Here is a 17,987-nt window from a genome sequence, read left to right as displayed (position 1 = left end):
CGCCGGCCCGCGGACGCCCACCCCTTCCGGACCCGCAGGAGACCCCGTGAGGGATCCCGCGAAGGATCCCGCGAAGGATCCCGTGCGAGCTCCCGCCCGCGATCCCGCAAGAGACAGAGGCTGCGCCATGCCTGACCGGACCCCCGCCCACCCTCCGCTCGCCGCCTGGTTCCGCGCGCACACCACCGCCCTGACCACGCTCGACCCCCACCACGACCTCGACGACCTCGAACCACTGCGGGAGATCGTCGGCGACGCCCGGGTCGTCGCCGTAGGCGAGGGCGCGCACTTCGTCACCGAGTTCTCGCTCGCCCGCCGACGCCTCGTGCGGTTCCTCGCCGAGCGCTGCGGCTTCACCGTCCTCGCCTACGAATACGGCTTCAGCGAGGGCTTCGCCCTCGACGCCTGGCTGCGCGGCGAGGGCGCCGACGACGGCCTGGCCGAGGTCAGCCGGACCGCCGCCGAATGGGGCGCCGGCGACTTCCTGCGCTGGCTGCGCCGGCACAACCGCACCGGCCGCCACCCCGTGCGCTTCGCCGGCCTCGACCTGCCCGAGGCCGGCGGCGCCCTGCGGCCGGCCCTGGACCCGCTGCGCGCCTACCTTGCCGAGGTCGCCCCCGACGCGTTGCCGCTCCTCGACACCGCACTGGAGATCAGCGACCGGTTCCTCGCCGGCATCGGCTCCGGCGCCGCCGCCGCGCCCGCCTGGGCCCGCCTCGAACCGGCCGAGCAGGACGCGCTCACCGCCGCCCTCGCCCGCCTCCTGCTCCGGCTGCGCGCCGAGGAACCGCGGTACACGGCCCGCGGCGGTCAGGAGCGCTACGACGTCGCCCGCCGCCGCCTGGAGGCCGCCTGCCACACCGACGCCCTGTTCCGGGCCGTGCACGCCCTGCAATCCGGACGGGGCGACGCGGGCGATCTCGCCCTCCGGGAGAGCTACCTGGCCGAGTCGGTGCACTGGCACCTCGCGCGCAGCGCGCCGGGCGCCCGCCTCGTCCTCGTCGCGCACAACAACCACGTCCAGAAGACCCGGATCGACTTCGGCGGTCCGCTCACCACGCTCCCCATGGGCCACCACCTGGCCCGCACGCTCGGCTCCGACTACCGTGCGGTGGCCGTGACCCACACCGCCGACCACGTCCCCGAGATGGTCCTGGACGCCCGGCGCGCGGTCGGCTTCACGGTCGCGGACACCCCGCTCGCACCCCCGGAGCCCGGCAGCGTCGAGGCCGCCCTCATCGACGCCGGACTCGGCGACCGGATCACCCTCACCGACCTCCGCCGGCCGCCGCGCGACACGGACGGGGAGCCGCTGCCGAACCGCATCCGTTCCCAGAGCACCACCCTCGCCACCCCGGTGCCCGCGGCCTTCGACGCCGTCCTCGCCACTCCCACGGTGACCCGGGACCCCTCCGTGCTCTTCTGAGTACCAGCGGCCCGTCGGGGTGGCCGTCGCCCGCCCCGGGGGCCGCCCCGCCCGCCGACCGGTACGCCCCGCCCCGGACCGGGGACGCATCCCGTATGCCCCTGCACCTCGGCACCTCCGGCTGGCAATACCGTGACTGGCGCGGCGTCCTCTACCCCTCGGACGTGCCGCAGCGGCGCTGGCTGGAGGAGTACGCCCGGCACTTCGCCACCGTCGAGAGCAACGCCGCCTTCTACCGGCTGCCCGAGGCCACGACGTTCGCCGACTGGCGGGACCGCACCCCGACCGACTTCGTCATGGCCGTCAAGGCCAGCCGCTACCTCACCCACGTCAAACGCCTCCGCGACCCGCAGGAACCGGTCCGGCGGCTGATGGCGCACGCCGCGCACCTCGGCCCCCGCCTCGGCCCCGTCCTGCTCCAACTGCCGCCCACCCTGCGCGCGGACGCCGCCCTGCTGGACACCTGCCTGGGCTGCTTCCCCACCGGAACCCGGGTCGCCGTCGAACCGCGCCACGCCTCGTGGTGGACCGAGGAGATCCGCACGGTACTGGAGCGCCGCGGCGCCGCACTGTGCTGGGCGGACCGCGGCTCGCGGCCGGTGACGCCCCTGTGGCGGACCACCGACTGGGGGTACCTCCGCTTCCATGAAGGCGCCGCGGCCCCCTGGCCGCGCTACGGACGCCAGGCACTCGACGCCTGGGTGCACCGGATCGCCGCCGCCTGGCCGGACCGGGGCGACGTCTACGCGTACTTCAACAACGACCCGGGCGGGGCCGCCGTCCTCGACGCCACCCGCTTCGCCCGCACGGCCACCGCAGTGGGCCGCACCGTGACCCGCACACCGCCGGCGCGATAGCCGGCAGCCGAGGGACTGGACCGCCCCAGCCACCACCCCGCTGCCTGTGCGCGGTCACCCACCTCGCGGACGACGCACCGAGGCCCGGCCCTTCCGAACTGGGCTTCCTCCAGGCGGATTTCGTGCCGGCGCCGGACGCGCCGTGATGACTGGGGGAGCGTCGGGCTCCGGAGCGCCTGAAGCCGGCTGGGGGCTGGCACCTTGCTGCTGCCCTCCACTGCATGACTGAGCAGTGCTGCCGCCCAAGGAGTGAAGGTCCGAGTCCCGGTGCAGCCACCAATCCTGATGCAATTGGGCTGATGCAGTTGGGTATCTCGGAGGGTGATCTCGCGGCCGGTTCGTCAACTCCACTGAGCTGCTGCCGGCGTCCGCGTCGCGGAAGTGCTCCCCGTCGGTCACCCTGGAAGGGGGCATCGTACGACTCCGCTGTGAAGCGCCAGGTCGCGTACCAAGCGTGGAGGACCCGATGACCACTTTGCTCGATTGGCGCTCTTGCTACAAGTGCCAGACCTTGTTCTTCGACATGCTTCCGGAGAAGGGCGATTGTCCGGCCGGCGGCGGACACAAGGCATGGGGATTCGCCTACGGTTTCTCGTCGGACGCCACGGAAAGCCCGACTCAGCAGATCAACTGGCGGCAGTGCGGCAAATGCTACGCCCTGTATTTCGACGGTTTCCTGGACAACAAAGGCGTGTGCCCCACCGGAGGTGGCCATCAGGCGAGCGGCTACATGTGTGCCGTCCTGCATGACGGCTCGGTGGAGACCCCGACGCGGCAGACGAACTGGCGCTCCTGCGGGAAGTGCCAGGCGATGTTCTTCGACGGCTTTCCCGAGAAGGGGGCGTGCGCCACGGGCGGCGGCCATCAAGCGAGTGGTTGGACGTACGTCATCGACCACTGGACGGACGAGCCCCAAGACTCCATGGATTGGCAGGAAATCGAGACCTTCGACCTCGTCAACAGCTTGCGTCGACAGGCCGGCGCCGAGGACGTACGGATAGATCCACGGCTGGTGGCCGAGACGCGCGCCCACAGCCAGGATCTTGCGGATCATTTCGGGCTGAAAGATCAGGTGTGGAACGGTTGGCCCGGCCACGTCGGATCGGACGGCAGTACGCCACCGGATCGCATCACGAAAGCGGTAGGGGTGTCTGGTTTCGAGAACGTCTATTCCGGGTGGTTCTCGGGAAACGGTGCTGTGCCTTCTCCTCAGGATGCTTGCAATTGGTGGATGGGGGAACCAGGCCACCGGGCCAACCTTCTCGACCCCCATCACGCCAACGCGGGCATGGGAATAGCCTATGGCCCCGGTGTGACCAGAGACGGCGTACCAGCCACGTGGTTCTACTTCACCCAGGACTTCACCGACGCCGGGTAGTCGTGCGGGAGGTCATCGCCGTCCGTTCCCGGCTGTAATGCAGGGCCTTGGTGGCATGGTGCTCGGCGAAGGCCGGTGAGCAGGGGACGGCGAGGGCCCGGTTGCCGCCCTCGGGCTCTGATCCCGCGCGGGCGAGTGCAGCGCTGCTGCCACCGCCCGCCGCCGACGGGTCGCGGACACGGCGCAGCGGCCGGCGCCCACCTTGAGTGGCGTCGGCCGCTGCGTCGGGTCGTACGGGGTCAGTCGATGGAGAGTTCGCCCATCGCGCTCCAGCCCTCGGCGCCGGCGATCGTGGTGCTCACGATGTCCGGCGTGCTGCGCAGCAGGGGGCGCATGGCCTCCAGGCCGGCGCGGAAGTGGTCGGAGTTGACGTGCGCCTCGCCGGCGTCGTCCTGGAACGCCTCGACCAGGACGTAGGTGTTCGGGTCCTCAAGGCTGCGCGACCACTCGAACCACAGGTTGCCCGGCTCCTCCCGGGTGGCGCGGGTGAATGCGCCGACCTTCTCGGGCCACTCCTCGACGTGTTCGGGCTTCACCGAAAACTTCACAACGATAAAGATCATCCGAACACCCTAAACCATTTGCCCCATCTCTCGCATTTCGCCCCGGCTGCGCGGCCAAGTGGGCGTCGTGGCGGACGTGTTACCCGTGGGTAATTTTGGCTGATCATGATCTCGTCCCAGGTCGGCGCGCCGTCCTACGCTCCCGATCACCGCACCGGACGGACGCCACCGTGGCGCCGCGGTCAGAACCCTGGAGCAGCAATGGCACGATCCCGCCGTACCGCAGGCAGCCCCCTTGGTGGGCGCCACCGACACCGACGGCGCGCCGCAACGTCCTTATGTGCGGCGGCGGTTGCCGCGTCCCTGGCCGTCGCCGTGCCGGTCGGTCCCGCCGCGGCGGCCGTGCGGCACCGGCCCGCGGTGCCCGTCGCCGGTGCGGCGGCCGCCCCCGCCTTCCGGCTCGCCGACATCCCGATGAAGGACGGCACCGTCCTCAAGGCCGACGTCTTCACCCCCGCCCCGGGCACCCCCGGAGCCGATCGCACCGGCCATTACCCGTTGGTCGTCCAGCCGGCCAGCTGGGGCCAGAACGACCTGGAGTACGTGGCGCAGGGCCGGCAGTTGGCCGCCGCCGGGTACGTCGCGGTGACCTACACGGTGCGCGGCTTCTGGGGCTCCGGCGGGCGGATCGACGTGGCGGGGCCCACGGACGTGTCCGACATCTCCGCGGTGATCGACTGGTCGCTCGCCCACACCCCGGGCGACCGGAGCCGCGTCGGGATGGTGGGGCTCTCCCTGGGCGGCGGCCTGACCCTGTTGGGCGCCGCCTTCGACCCGCGCGTCAAGGCGGTCGCCTCGCTCAGCGGCTGGGCGGACCTCACCGACTCGCTCTACAGCGGACGGACCCGGCACGTCCAGGCCGCGGGGCTGCTCGCCGCCATCCAGACGCCGACCGGCCGGCGCAGCCCGGAGTTCTCCCGGGTGCTGGCCGACCTCTTCGCCGACCGTGACATGCCCCGCGTCGTCCAGTGGGCGCACACCCGGTCACCGGCCACCTACGTCGACCGCATCAACGCCCACGGCACCGCGGTCTTCCTCGCCAACGCCTGGGGCGACAGCATCTTCAACCCCGGCCAGATGACCTCCTTCTACCAGCGGCTGACCGGGCCCAAGCGGCTCGAACTGCGCCCCGGCGACCACGCCACCCAGGAGCTGACCAGCCTGCTCGGCCTGCCGAACGCCACCTGGACCAGCGCCCGGCGGTGGCTCGACAGCCACCTCAAGGGCTCCGGCGGCGCGGCCGGGCCGGACGGGGGCGTGCAACTGACGGTCCGGCCGGGCGGCGGCGAGGAGAGCTACCCGAACTGGCAGGCCGTCAGCTCGCGGACCGAACACCTGCGACTGGGCCGCCCGGACGCCGGCGGCACCGGGACGCTCGGCGGACCGGCCGGCTCCGACCCCGCCGGCACCGGTTGGTGGCGGCGGGTGTCCGGCGGCACCGATTCGGGCGCCGACGGCGGCATCGCCGAACTGTCCGGAGCGCTCGACCAGGTCGTCGGCCTGCCGCCGACGGTCGTCGTCCCGCTGCTGTCCCGCAGCGCCGCCGCGGTCTGGCAGTCGGCGCCGTACCGCACCGCGCAGCACCTCCGCGGCGCCGCGCGGCTGCACACCGCCGTCACCGCGTCCGCACCGCAGGGCACCGCGTTCGCGTACCTCTACGACGTGAACGCCCTGGGCGTGGGCAAACTGATCGCGCACGCGCCGCAGAGCTGGACCGGCAAGCAACCCGGGCGCGCCTTCCCGCTGGACATCACGCTCTTCCCCACCGCGTACGACCTGCCCGCCGGGCACCGGCTCGCCCTCGTCGTGGACACCGCCGACCCGCTGTACGGCGGCCGCACGCCGCGGGGGAGCAGCGTCGCCTTCGGGACGCCGGCGGACGGCCCCGCCGAATTGGCGCTGCCGGTGCGGTGACGCCCCGGGCCGCCCCTCCGCGGCGGCCCGGGCCGTTCGCGCCCCCGCGCGGTGCCCACCGGCCGGCCCACTGGCCCCGCGCCGCGCGGGCGCGCAGGCTCGATAGCGGGGCGCGCGCACCGTCCTCGGAAGCGTTGGGGGACAGTCATGGAGCCGGAGACCATCACCGCCGGGCTCGACGGCTCGACGGAGGGCCTGGCGGCGGCGCTGTGGGCCGCCGACGAGGCACACCGCCGGGGCGCCGTGCTGCGCCTGCTGCACGCCTGGATCATGCTGGCCGCCCAGGCACCGGACACCGCCCCCGAGCGGGACCAGAACGTCTTCGCCCGCAAGGTCGTCCAAGAGGCGACGGACGCGGTCCGGCAGCGTCATCCGCAGCTGCCGATCATCGAGGACCTGGTGGGCGACGAGCCGGAGCCGGCGCTGTTGCGGGCCGCCGCGGAGTCCCGGCTGCTGGTGCTGGGCTCGCGGGCCCTCACGACCTGGGAGAGCTTCGTCCTGGGCGACGTCAGCCTGCGCGTGGTGGCCCGGGCGCCGGGGCCGGTGGTGCTGGTGCGGGCCGGTGGGGCGCAACCGCAGGGCGGTGCGCCACCGGCCGCCGAGCCGTCGGACGGCCCCGCGGCGGCGGCCGGCGGACCACGGGTGGTGGCCGCGCTCGGCCTGGGCGGGCCCGCCGAGCACCTGCTGGCGTTCGCCTTCGACGCGGCGGCGAGCCGCGGGGCGCTCCTCCAGGCGGTGCACGGCCAGCCGTTCCCCGCCCGGGTCTACACCCCGTGGGGCGTGGACCCGGACGCGGCGGCCGAGGTGTCCGCGGCGGTGGAGGGCGAGCTGGCGGAGGCCCTGGCCCCCTGGTGCGCACGGTTCCCCGGCGTACTGGTGCAGCGGACGGTGCTGCCGGACAACCCGGCCCGGGCCGTCGTCGAGGCAGCCGCCGGGGCCGGACTCCTGGTGGTCGGTCGCCGGCGGCACCACCGGTTGCCCGGACCCCGGATCGGCGCCGTCACCCATGCCGCCGTCCACCACGTGACCTGCCCCGTCGCCGTGGTTCCGCACGACTAGGGCGCTTCTGTCCGTCGGACCCGTACGCCGTTCGGGCGCCGGACGCGGGATCATGAAGGCAGGACTCCGGTCGAAACCGGCCGGGGCCGACGAATCGCTGCACACCCGGAGGTAGTGGCCCACCATGAGGCACCGCAGAGTGGCCGACCTGATGACCCCCAACGCCGTCACCGTCCAACGGGGCACCCAGTTCCGGGAGATCGCGAGGCTGCTCGACGAGTACGACATCACGGCCGTGGCGGTCGTCGACGACGACGGCCGGCCGGTGGGGGTGGTTTCCGAAGCCGATCTGCTGCGCCGGCAGCTCTCCAAGGCCGGGGCGGCCACCGCCGGGGCGATCATGACCAGCCCGGCCGTGGTCGCGCGGCCGGAGTGGAGCGTCGTCGAGGCGGCCCGGACGATGGAGGAGCGCCGGGTCAAGCGGCTGCCCGTGGTCGACGACGCCGACCGGCTCATCGGGGTGATCAGCCGCAGCGACCTGGTCCAGCTGTTCCTGCGGCGCGACCGCGCGATCCAGGAGGAGATCCTGGAAGAGGTGCTGACCCGCACGCTGGGGGTCGCGCCGTCCGCTGTCACCGTCGACGTCACCGACGGCACCGTGACGCTCACCGGCGCACTGGAGCGCAAGAGCCTGGTGGCGATCGCGGTCCGGCTCTGCGAGAGCGTGGACGGGGTGATCGAAGTGATCGACCGCCTCACCTTCGACCGTGACGACGCCGTTCGGGACGGTCGGGCACCGGACGGCACCACCGTCCGGCCCGCGCCGGAACCGGGCTGACGGCGCCGCCCGCCCCGGTGCCCCGGACGGCGCACCGGGCCGGGCAGCCGCCGTCGGCCGGGGGTGTACTTGACCCACAGCGAACCGTACGGACAGCAAGGTCGGCCGCCGGTCGCCGCCGGCGGCCCGTGAACGAGGGGAGCGGGCCCGTGTCGCCCTCGGACGCCACTGACCTCCCGGCCCGTCCGGACCGGATGTTCGATCGTGCCGAGGCGTGGGCGGACCTGGTGCGCTTCGCCCGCGAACCCGGCCCCGGACCCACCCTCGCCCTGGTCTCCGGGCAGCGCCGGCAGGGCAAGACCTTCCTGCTGGAGGCGGTGGGCCGGGCCACCGACGGCTTCTACTTCGACGGGCAGGCGGCGGCCGAGGCGGAATCCCTGCGGCGGCTGGCCGAGCGGCTCGCCGAGCACACCGGCGCGGCGCGGCCGCCGCACTGGCACCGCTGGGACGAGGCGGTGGAGGCGATGTTCGCGCTGGGCGACGAGCGGCCGGCGCCGGTGATCATCGACGACTTCCCCGACCTCGTCGGGCACAGCCCCGCACTGCCCGCGGTGCTGCACGGCGCGTACCTGCGCGTGCGCCGGGAGCGCCCGGACAACCGCCTGCGCCTGATCCTCAGCGGCGCCAGCCCCGCCGTCATCCGCAGGCTCTTCGCCGGCCCGTCGTCGCTGCACGCGGTGGCGTCCCTGGAACTGGCCGTCCCGCCGTTCGGCTTCCGCAAGGCGGCCCGCTTCTGGGGCATCCGGGCGCCCCGGCTCGCGGTGCAGGTGCACGCCGTCGTCGGCGGCACCCCCGCCTACCGAGGCGACCTGGTCTGCGACGACGTGCCCGCCGGCCCCGACGACTTCGACTCCTGGGTGTGCCGGACCGTCCTCAACCCCCGGGTGCCGTTGTTCTGGGAGGCCCGCCACCTGCTGGAACAGGAGGGCGACTACGCGGACCGCGCACTGTGCCACTCGGTGCTGGTGGCGATCGCCGGCGGCCGGTCCACCCCGGGCGGGATCGCCGACCGCCTCGGAGCCTCGTTGCACGACGTCTCGCACGTCCTGGCCGTGATGCACAAGCACGGGCTGCTGCACGCCGAACCCGACGCGTTCCGCCCGGGGCTGACCCGCTACCGCATCGCCGAACCCCTGCTGGCCTTCGAGCACGCCATCGCCTGGCCGCACCGCGCCGCGCTGGAACAGGAGGACCCGGCCAGCGTCTGGCACCGGATCCGGCCGGAGTTCGACGCCACGGTGGCCGCCCCGCACTTCGCCCAGCTCTGCCGTGACTGGGCCACCCAGTACGCGGCCTGGGACACCTTCGGGGGCGAGGTGAGCACGGCGGTCCGCGGCACCGTGCCCGATCCGGCGGGCGACGCCCGGCTCGACGCCGAGGTGGTGGTCCGGGGCATCGCCGACGGCCGCCCGGGGGTGCTGCTGTCGGTCGGGCTGGCCCGCTTCGGTGAGGTGATGGACGCCCCGCACCTGGAGCGGCTGCGCCGGCTCCTGGCCCTCCTCACCGCGGCCGGCGAGGACACCGGTCAGGCCGTGCCGGCCTGCTACAGCGGCGTCGGCTTCGGCCCGGAGCTGCGTGCCGCGGAGGCCAAGGGCGAGGTCCTCCTCGTCGGCGCGGACCGTCTGTACCACGGCGAGTGACCACCAAGAACCGACGAGGTGTCAGGCAGCGGGCGGCCCGCCGAGTCGCGGCGGCGCGCCGGCGGTGCCCAGCATGGAAGGAGCAGAAGCTTCTGCTGTCGCACCGGGAGGTGACCGTGAGGGAACTGCCGAGGCACCACCGCGCCGGCCCCCTGGGGGAGCACGGGCCGGGCCGGCCCCAGCCGACGGCCGACTTCCAGGAGATCTTCGACCGGATGAACCACTTCCTCCAGGCCGCCTCGCGCACCCCGTCCCCGACCGGGACGACCGCCTTCGTCCCGCCGGCCGACCTGCACGAGACCGAAGCGGCCTACGTCGTCGAGTGCGAACTGCCGGGGATCTCCCGCGAGGACGTCGACGTCGAGGTCGGCGAACACGAGGTGATCGTCTCGGGGGAGGTGCGGGAGTCCGGGCAGGAGGGCACGCTGCGCCGTCGCGGCCGGCCCACCGGCACGTTCGCGTACCGGGCGCTGCTCCCGGTGGACGTCCAGGCCGACGAGGTGACCGCCACGCTCTCCCACGGCGTCCTCACGGTGACGGTGCCCAAGGCCCAGGCGGCCACGCCGCGGCACGTCGAGATCCAGGGGTGAACCGCCGGGGTGCCGCGGGGCGTTGCCCGCCGGCCGTCCGGCGTCCCCCGTGCGGTCCGCGGCCGCGCACGCACACTGGAAGCAGGCGCGGCGCACGCCCCGACGCGGCGTACGCGCAGAGTCACGGCAGCGCAGGGAAGGGTGAGCGGCCATGGAGGCACACGAGGGAGACGTACTGCGGTTCACCGGACGCGCAGTGGGCGATCCGGAGCACCGGGCCACCGTCGTCGAGGTGCTTGGCCCCGGCGGCGAACCCCCGTACCGGGTGCGGTACGAGGACGGTCACGAGACGGAGATCTTCCCCGGCCCGGGCTGCGTGACCGAGGGCGCCCGCGGGGGCCGGCCGGCGCGGGCCGAAGCGCCCCGGCACGCGGTGTAGTCCCCATGGCACGGAAAGCGGCGGGCCGCCGCCGCCACCGGACGCAGCCCACCGGAATCGGAAGTCGGGGCCGCCCGGGCCGCCCCGACCGGAAGGACCGCCCGGGCCGCACCGACCAACCGGGAGGCGTCGGGACACCTGGCCCGGCCGACGCTCCCGACGGCACCGGCCCCCACCCCGTCCGGGCCGACGCGGTCCCCGGCGGTCGGCTGCCACCGCGCCAGGAACCGAAGCAGAAGCGGCCGGTGCGGACCATCCGGGTGCCCGGCCTGTTCGGCTGAACCGGCGGTCCGGTCACCGAAGTCGCCGGCCCGGACCGGGGCGCGCAGCATGGAACCAGGCATGCATCACACCAGCCGACCACAGTCCTCGCGGAGGTGACCGCGATGAACATGCCCGTGCGACACCGGCCCGGCAGCCTCCTGGAACAGGTCCTGCCGCCGTTGAGTTGGGGCGAGCCGATCGCCTCGGAGTTCGACGACCTCTACGAGCGGATGGGCCGCCTCCTGGAGTCCGCCGGCGGCACGTCCGCGCTCGGCGGACGGCCTCACTGGGCGCCGCTGGCGGATCTGCACGAGACGGACCGGGCGTACGTCGTCGAGGCGGAACTGCCCGGTGTGCAACGCGACGCCATCGACGTCGAGATCGCCGACCGGGAGCTGCGCATCAGCGGTGAACACGAGGAGTGCGCGCGGGAGGGCGTCCTGCGCCGTACCACCCGCCGGACCGGCCAGTTCGAGTTCCGCGCGGCGCTGCCCGTGGACGTCAAGACCGACGAGGTCACGGCCAACCTCACGGACGGGGTGCTGACGGTGACCATCCCCAAGGCGCAGGCCGCGACGCCACGACACATCGAGATCACCGACTGACCCCGGGAACGGCGGGCGCGGCGACGGCAGTTGTCGCGCCTGCCCGTACGTCTCAGCGATCTGAAACACCGTCAGTCCGGCTGGCCAGGCACCGATCGCCCACGCACACTCCGCCGCACGCACGCACGCACGCACCACCGTGGGGCCTCCGCGAGAAGTCGTGCACCTGAGCCCGGAAACCCGCCCTGAGCTGGGACGATGTCCATCGATTGACATGCAACCAAACGGCTGCCTATCGTTGGATGTGCAGCCATCCGGCTGCACATCAGGGGTGGGGCAGGAGAACGGGCATGGACGAGGTCTTCAAGGCACTGGCCGACGCGGGGCGCCGCCGGCTGCTGGACAGCCTCAACGCCCACAACGGACAGACCCTGCGGGAGCTGTGCGCGGAGCTGGACATGACCCGGCAGTCGGTCAGCAAGCACCTCGCCGTCCTGGAGGCGGCCCACCTGATCACCACCCTCCGCCGCGGACGGGAGAAGCTGCACTACCTCAACGCCGAGCCGATCAACGCCCTCGCGGACCGCTGGCTCAGTCACTACGACCGCGGCCGGGCCCGCGCCCTCGCCGACCTCAAGCACGCACTGGAGGCACCCCCCATGGACAGCAACGCGTTCGTCTACGCCACCTACATCCGCACCACGCCGGAACGGCTCTGGCAGGCCCTCACCGATCCCGCCTTCACCCGTCGCTACTGGGGAGTGGAGTTCGCTTCGGACTGGCGGACCGGATCACCCATGACCTGGACCGAGCGCGGCGCCACCACCGACCACCCCGAACAGGTCGTCCTGGAGTCCACCCCGCACCGAAGGCTCTCCTACACCTGGCACACCTTCACCCCCGAGTGGGCCGCCGGCGCCGGGGTCGCCGACGACGTGCTCGCCCGGCTCGCGGCCGAGCCGCGCTCCAAGGTGACGTTCGAGATCGAACCGCTCGGCGACCTGGTGAAGCTCACCGTCGTCCACGACGGCTTCGCCCCCGACTCCACCGCCCGCGGCATGGTCCAGCACGGTTGGCCCGCCCTGCTCTCCAGCCTCAAGACCCTGCTGGAGACGGGTGAAACGCTGCCCGAGCCCGCACGGGCGTGAGCCCGGGCGCCCGGCGGCCGGCCAGCGCCCGGGCGGCGAGCTCGAAGCGCAGCGCGCACTCGTGCCGCCCTCGGCCCGCGCCCGCCGGGTCGATGGCTGGTTCGAACGCCCGCTGGAGGACGACCACCAACTCGTCGTGCTTGGCGGTGAAGTAGGCGAGGTTGCGCCGCCACTGCCGGTGCCGCGCCGGGGACACCGGCGCCCGGTGCAGGTGGTACACCGCCGCCTCGGTGGCGTACCGCAGCCGCAGACCGCGCCGGACGAGCCGGAAGCCCAGTTCGGCGTCCTCCAGGCCCCAGCCGACGAACGCCTCGTCGAACCCCCCGGCGGCCAGCAGGTGACTGCGCCGGACCGAGGCGTTGCACGCCCACAGGTAGTGCCAGGCAGTCTCCAGTCCGGCCAGTTCGCAGCCGAACGCCTCCAGTACCGGCTCCCGTTCGTCGCCGCGCACCACCGGCGGCAGCGCCTCGAAGCTGAACTCGTACCGCAGCCGCTCCCGGTCGACCGGCCCGTCCCCCAACTGGAACCGCCGGCCGACCACCACCAGGTCGTCCCTCCCGGCATGGGCCCGGACGTGCTCGGCCAGGAACGTCGGCGCCACCACCTGGTCCGCGTCGAGCAGTACGACGAGGTCACCGACCGCCTGCGCCAGGCCGAGGTTGCGGGCCCGGGCCCGGCCGGACGCGGGGGAGCGGGGCTCGTACACGTAGCACAGGTCCAGGCCGGCCGGGAGGGCGGCGACCATCCGGTCCGTGCCGTCGGTCGAGCCGTCGTCCACCACGATCACCTCCGCCGAGTGCTCCGCGTCGAGCGACTGGCGGGCCAGGGACAACAGGCACAGTTCCAAGGCGTCACGGGCACGGTAGGCGGGGATGACGACGCTGATCCTCATGCTCCGGTGGGCCTCATTCCTCGACGGGCGGCAGCCTGGTGAAGGAGATCCGTGACCGATGCTCACCCGGAGACGTGGCGGTGCCCACGGCGTTCGACGACTCGGGGATGCCCTGGTGTCTGCCGGGGTGCGCGGCGTGGTGCGGGTGACGCGGGAAGTGAACCACTGGGTCAAGAAGAGGGTCAACGGCACTCTTCCGGGTGGGAATCGAGCGCCTTGACGCGGACGTCCCCGTGCGGTAGCGCGCTCGCGCGGCGCGCCGGCCGCACGGCTGAGGACGGTGGGACGCGGGCCGCGTCCTGTGGCGCGGGCAGACGCCGACGCGCACGCCGCCAGGACGCTCGGGCGACCCGGGCCGGGTCCCGCCACGGTGCGCAACAGCCCGAACGGCGGAACGGAAACCGGACCGAACACGGCCGAGAAGTCCGCCCCGCGGAGGGGACGGACCCCAACTGCCGTGCCCGCCGCGGCTATCGGCGCCGCTCCACCCGCCGCTCGTCCCACACCGGCTCCGGAGCCTCCCGGACCTTGCCGTCCTGTCCGAAGACCAGATAGCGGTCGAAGGACCGGGCGAACCACCGGTCGTGGGTCACCACCAGCGCCGTCCCCTCGTACGCCTCCAGGCCCTTCTGGAGGGCCTCGGCCGATTCCAGGTCCAGGTTGTCCGTCGGTTCGTCCAGCAACAGCGCGGTCGTCCCGCCGATCTCCAGCAGCAGGATCTGGAACCGGGCCTGCTGCCCGCCGGACAGCTTCTCGAAGGGCTTGTCACCGTGCTGGTCGAGCTCGTACCGGCGCAGCGCGCTCATCGCCGGACCCCGGCTCCGCGCGTGCTCGGTCCACAGGATGTCGACCAGCGTGCGCCCCAACAGCTCCGGCCGGGCGTGCGTCTGCGCGAAGTGCCCCGGCACGACCCGGGCGCCCAGCTTCCACTGCCCGGTGTGCGCGACCTCCTCGCCGGCCAGCAGGCGCAGGAAGTGCGACTTCCCCGAACCGTTGGACCCGAGGACGGCGACCCGCTCCCCGTAGAAGACCTCCAGGTCGAACGGCTTCATCAGACCGGTCAGTTCGAGCTGCTGACAGGTCACCGCACGGACGCCGGTGCGGCCGCCCTTCAGCCGCATGGTGATCTTCTGCGGACGCGGCGGCTCGGGCGGCGGGCCGATCTCCTCGAACTTCTGCAACCGCGTCTGCGCCGCGTGGTACCGCGACGCCATCTCGTCGCTGCGCTTCGCGTACTGCCGCATGTCGACCACCAGCCGCTTCAACTGGGCGTGCTTCTCGTCCCAGCGCCGGCGCAGCTCCTCGAACCGCTCGAACCGCTCGGCCCGCGCCGCGTGGTACGTCGCGAAGCCGCTGCCGTGCACCCACACGTCGCTGCCCGCCGGCCCGGGCTCCACGCTCACGATCCGCTCCGCCGCACGCGACAGCAGTTCCCGGTCGTGCGAGACGAACAGCACCGTCTTGCGGGTCTCCCGCAACTGCCCTTCGAGCCACTGCTTCCCCGGTACGTCGAGGTAGTTGTCCGGCTCGTCGAGCAGCAGCACCTCGTCCGTGCCCCGGAGCAGCGACTCCAGCACCAACCGCTTCTGCTCGCCGCCGGAGAGCGTCCGCACCGCGCGCCACTGCGCCTTCTCGTAGGGGATGCCGAGCGCGGACATCGTGCACATGTCCCAGACCGTTTCGGCCTCGTACCCGCGGGCCTCCGCCCAGTCGCTCAGTGCCTGGGCGTACTGCATCTGCGCGGCCTCGTCGTCGCGCTCCATGATGGCCGTCTCGGCCTCGTCGACGGCGTGCGCCGCCTGCCGGATCCGTTGCGGCGCGACCGTGACGAGCAGGTCGCGCACGGTCCGTTCGTCCCGCACGGAGCCGACGAACTGGGGCATCACTCCCAGCCCCCCGCTGACCGTCACCGAGCCCCCGTGGGGCTTCAACTCGCCCGAGATCAGCCGCAACAGCGTGGTCTTGCCCGCGCCGTTCGCCCCGACGAGCGCGGCGACGGCACCCTCGCCCACCCGGAACGAGGCGTCGTCGAGCAGCACCCGCCCGTCCGGCAGGTAGTACTCCACGTGTGCGACTTCTACATGCCCCATAAATCGGCCCAAACGTAAGGAAGCGAGAGAACGGAGGAACCTTGCGCCGGAGGCCGCGCGAGCACCGGCATCCCCGCAGGCGGGAGCGCGTCCCGCTTTGTCACTGTATCGGAAGGGGGAACACGCGCCGAGCGGCGAACTCCGCTCGCACTCTCCCCCGCCAGCGCCCTTTCGGCCAAACGCATTTCCCCGCGACAGCGGATACCGGCCACCGCTCCGACAGCTGCCTGGCGTGGACCATCCGTCCGCCGGCTGCTGCCAGATCTACCCCACGGCGCCCTCAGCGCGGTACCGCCTCACAGAGCGCCGCGGCGACCGCGACCTCGGTGCCCGCGAGGCCGATCGCCCCGGTCCGTCGCGCCCCCAACTCCGCGCCGTGCACCACGGCCCGCAGCCGGCCGTCCGCCGTGCTCCACACCGCGACCAGTTGCTCCGCGCCCACGAGGGTGTCGTATGCACGGAAGCCGAACAGCTGCCGGGACCGCAGGTGGCCCGCGGTGACGACCAGGTCGCCGGCCCCGAGCGCGGCCCGGACCCGGGGCGGCGCGACCAGGTCGTCGTGGTGCGCCGAGAGCAGCGCCGCCCGCACCGCCCGGACCGCGGTCGCGGCATCCAGGCGGGCGCGGACCTCGTCGTCGTCGAGCAGGAGCACGGGCACCGGCACGGTCCTTCCGCTGGGAAACGGGCAGCGAGGTCACTGTGCCGCACCGGAGCCGTGCGGTCATCCGTCGTGCGACCTGCGTCCGCGGACGGATGCGGGTCGGTTCAGCCGGCCGGTTTCACGTTGGTTGCCCGGACCACGGGGCGCAGCGCGCGGGCCAGGCGGGCGGCGTCGCCGACCGCCCAGAAGTGGACGAAGAACAGGCGGGGTTTGTCCCGCAGGCCGTGGTTGTGGAGTTCGACGAGCTTGACGTCGGCCTTCCGCAGCAGGCGGAGGACCTGTTGGACCTCGTCGGCGACCATGCAGCAGTCCGCGCTGACCGCGGCCCGGCCGTTGCCCAGCGGTTGGAAGTTGAAGGCGCTGGTCGAGCCCAGGCCCGGGGGCAGCACCATGTAGCCGTCGACGATCTTCTCCTTGCGGACGAAGATGCACTTGTAGATGCCGTCGTCGGCGGAGCCCTTGGCCCCCATGGCGTCGTCGATCGCGCCGGTGTCCAGGTCGTCCGGCGTGGCGGTGTCGGACGACCTGGGGCGCGGGGTGGCGGTTTCGTCGAACGCCGCGCGGATGCCGCGCGCCAGCTCCAGCGGGTCGTGGCCGTGCTTGTGCACGTGCAGCCACCAGACGTCGGGCCGCTGTGCGAGCAGGTGCTTGTGCAGCGCGGTGATGCCGATCCGGTGCCTTTGCAGGGCGTCGACGAAGTCCTGAAGTTCGTCCTCGGTCACCACCACGTCGCCCATCAGCAAGGTGCTGCGGTCGGAGTAGCGGACGAAGGAGACGTGCGAGCCGAGGGCGAGGGACGGTTTGACGTGCACCTGGTGCGAGACCAACCGGAGGTCCCGACGGGGGAACCCGGTGTGGTACATGACCTTGCGCTTCAGGTCGCCGGGGCCGCCCAGGACCTTGGCCACGGCCTTCCAGTCCTTGAGGGTGGTGTGGACCGGCTCGATCAGCTTCTGCGCGAGCTCGACCGGTTCCGTCGCCGGGGCGGCGGTGCGGGCGCGCGCCGGGCTCGGTGCCGCGGCGAGCAGCGGGGCGAGGGCCGCCGCCGCCATCACGCGCCGCCGCGCGGTTCCCGCGCCGCCGGGGCCGGTGTGCTGCGGTCTGTCTCCAGTCATGACGTGCCTACCTCCGCGATGACCACCATGAGAAGTTGGAAGCATGGCTGATCTGAGGACCCGTCAGCTCACTGGTGGGGGCCAGGTGGGCTAAGGCGATCATCGTCAGGGGTGAGTCGGCGGGCGGGCGAGTGCCGATGACGGTGGATCAGCCGCCGGCCCGTGCGCCGACGTGACCGAGGGCCCGGCGGCCGATTCCCGGGCGGACCGGGCCGCGTTCCGCCGGTCGTTCGCGACCCGCTGGCCGTTCAGTCGCCCGCCTCAGCCAGCCGTCGCAGCAGCGGTTCGACCTCCACCAGCCGGCGGATCTCGTCCGGTTGGAGCGCGGTGAGGCGCCGGGCCAGTACCTGCGCCTCACCACGGGCCACGTTCGCCAGCGTCGCGGTGCCCTCCTCGGTGAGCAGGACCCGGCTGGCGCGGCGGTCCTGCGGGTCGGCCTCCCGACGGACCAGGCCCGCCGATTCCAGGCCGAGCACCGCCGCGGTGGCCGTGGGTTGGGAGCAGGGCACCCACTGCGCGATCTGCCCGATCCGGGACGGCCCGCGCTGGGTCAGCAGGGCCAGCACGGCGATGTGGGTCAGCTGGATGCTGTCCGCGGTGGCGGACCTGCGCAGGCTGCGGGTGAGCCGGTGCAGCGAGATCACCAGTTGCAGTGCCGCGTCGTCACCGATCGTCATCGCCCACCCTT

General features: G+C 73.2%; 17 protein-coding genes. 11 read left to right on the top strand and 6 right to left on the bottom strand.

What is annotated here, in order from left to right; translation table 11 throughout:
• Nucleotides 1-127: 127 nt before the first annotated feature.
• From ABD385_RS28905 to ABD385_RS28895, 3 genes are all read left to right on the top strand, one after another.
• Nucleotides 128-1,426 carry an erythromycin esterase family protein gene (locus tag ABD385_RS28905; RefSeq protein WP_344581602.1) on the top strand — a complete coding sequence of 433 codons (1,299 nt, stop codon included), beginning with the start codon at nt 128-130 and terminating at the stop codon, nt 1,424-1,426.
• Between the two features lie 95 nt (nt 1,427-1,521).
• Nucleotides 1,522-2,283 carry a DUF72 domain-containing protein gene (locus tag ABD385_RS28900; protein WP_344581601.1) on the top strand — a complete coding sequence of 254 codons (762 nt, stop codon included), beginning with the start codon at nt 1,522-1,524 and terminating at the stop codon, nt 2,281-2,283.
• A gap of 466 nt (nt 2,284-2,749) precedes the next feature.
• Nucleotides 2,750-3,661 carry a CAP domain-containing protein gene (locus ABD385_RS28895; RefSeq protein WP_344581600.1) on the top strand — a complete coding sequence of 304 codons (912 nt, stop codon included), beginning with the start codon at nt 2,750-2,752 and terminating at the stop codon, nt 3,659-3,661.
• A 239-nt stretch (nt 3,662-3,900) separates the two neighbouring features.
• On the opposite strand, the gene ABD385_RS28890 is transcribed toward ABD385_RS28895, so the two are convergent.
• Nucleotides 3,901-4,224: a putative quinol monooxygenase gene (locus ABD385_RS28890; RefSeq protein ID WP_344581598.1), complete on the bottom strand. Its 324-nt coding sequence runs from the start codon at nt 4,222-4,224 to the stop codon at nt 3,901-3,903.
• A 201-nt stretch (nt 4,225-4,425) separates the two neighbouring features.
• Between ABD385_RS28890 and ABD385_RS28885 the strand changes: the two genes are divergently transcribed.
• The 8 genes from ABD385_RS28885 (at nt 4,426) to ABD385_RS28850 (ending at nt 12,541) form a co-directional block, all read left to right on the top strand.
• Nucleotides 4,426-6,138, top strand: coding sequence for a CocE/NonD family hydrolase (locus ABD385_RS28885; protein WP_425585502.1), 1,713 nt, complete (start codon nt 4,426-4,428; stop codon nt 6,136-6,138).
• Nucleotides 6,139-6,285: 147 nt separating this feature from the next.
• A complete protein-coding gene (locus tag ABD385_RS28880; protein WP_344581596.1) occupies nt 6,286-7,197 on the top strand; it encodes a universal stress protein in 912 nt (303 codons plus the stop codon).
• 124 nt (nt 7,198-7,321) lie between these two features.
• A complete protein-coding gene (locus tag ABD385_RS28875; protein ID WP_344581595.1) occupies nt 7,322-7,975 on the top strand; it encodes a CBS domain-containing protein in 654 nt (217 codons plus the stop codon).
• A 149-nt stretch (nt 7,976-8,124) separates the two neighbouring features.
• Entirely contained in the window at nt 8,125-9,615 is a 1,491-nt protein-coding gene (locus tag ABD385_RS28870) for an AAA family ATPase (protein ID WP_344581594.1), read from the top strand.
• 116 nt (nt 9,616-9,731) lie between these two features.
• Complete coding sequence (locus tag ABD385_RS28865; RefSeq protein ID WP_344581593.1) at nt 9,732-10,205, top strand: Hsp20/alpha crystallin family protein; 474 nt, start codon at nt 9,732-9,734, stop codon at nt 10,203-10,205.
• Between the two features lie 151 nt (nt 10,206-10,356).
• Nucleotides 10,357-10,584: a DUF1918 domain-containing protein gene (locus ABD385_RS28860; protein ID WP_344581591.1), complete on the top strand. Its 228-nt coding sequence runs from the start codon at nt 10,357-10,359 to the stop codon at nt 10,582-10,584.
• A gap of 386 nt (nt 10,585-10,970) precedes the next feature.
• A complete protein-coding gene (locus ABD385_RS28855) occupies nt 10,971-11,453 on the top strand; it encodes an Hsp20/alpha crystallin family protein (RefSeq protein ID WP_344581589.1) in 483 nt (160 codons plus the stop codon).
• 290 nt (nt 11,454-11,743) lie between these two features.
• Complete coding sequence (locus ABD385_RS28850; protein WP_344581587.1) at nt 11,744-12,541, top strand: ArsR/SmtB family transcription factor; 798 nt, start codon at nt 11,744-11,746, stop codon at nt 12,539-12,541.
• Here ABD385_RS28850 and ABD385_RS28845 read toward each other — a convergent pair.
• From ABD385_RS28845 to ABD385_RS28825, 5 genes are all read right to left on the bottom strand, one after another.
• The gene (locus ABD385_RS28845; protein ID WP_344581585.1) at nt 12,489-13,433 is read right to left on the bottom strand and encodes a glycosyltransferase family 2 protein; all 945 of its coding nucleotides are present in this window, start codon (nt 13,431-13,433) and stop codon (nt 12,489-12,491) included. The two genes, ABD385_RS28850 and ABD385_RS28845, sit on opposite strands and share 53 nt — an antisense overlap.
• A 470-nt stretch (nt 13,434-13,903) precedes the next feature.
• Nucleotides 13,904-15,523, bottom strand: coding sequence for an ABC-F family ATP-binding cassette domain-containing protein (locus ABD385_RS28840; RefSeq protein ID WP_344581584.1), 1,620 nt, complete (start codon nt 15,521-15,523; stop codon nt 13,904-13,906).
• Between the two features lie 280 nt (nt 15,524-15,803).
• On the bottom strand, nt 15,804-16,181 hold the full coding sequence (locus ABD385_RS28835; RefSeq protein WP_344581582.1) for a hypothetical protein: 378 nt from the start codon (nt 16,179-16,181) through the stop codon (nt 15,804-15,806).
• Between the two features lie 107 nt (nt 16,182-16,288).
• Entirely contained in the window at nt 16,289-17,299 is a 1,011-nt protein-coding gene (locus ABD385_RS28830; RefSeq protein WP_344581581.1) for a DUF1259 domain-containing protein, read from the bottom strand.
• Nucleotides 17,300-17,547: 248 nt separating this feature from the next.
• Nucleotides 17,548-17,976 carry a MarR family winged helix-turn-helix transcriptional regulator gene (locus ABD385_RS28825; RefSeq protein WP_344581579.1) on the bottom strand — a complete coding sequence of 143 codons (429 nt, stop codon included), beginning with the start codon at nt 17,974-17,976 and terminating at the stop codon, nt 17,548-17,550.
• Nucleotides 17,977-17,987: the final 11 nt, after the last annotated feature.

The sequence above is a fragment of the Streptomyces lunalinharesii genome (assembly GCF_039532155.1).
In the GTDB taxonomy this organism is placed as follows: domain Bacteria; phylum Actinomycetota; class Actinomycetes; order Streptomycetales; family Streptomycetaceae; genus Streptomyces; species Streptomyces lunalinharesii.
This window is presented reverse-complemented; position numbering and strand designations above follow the sequence as displayed.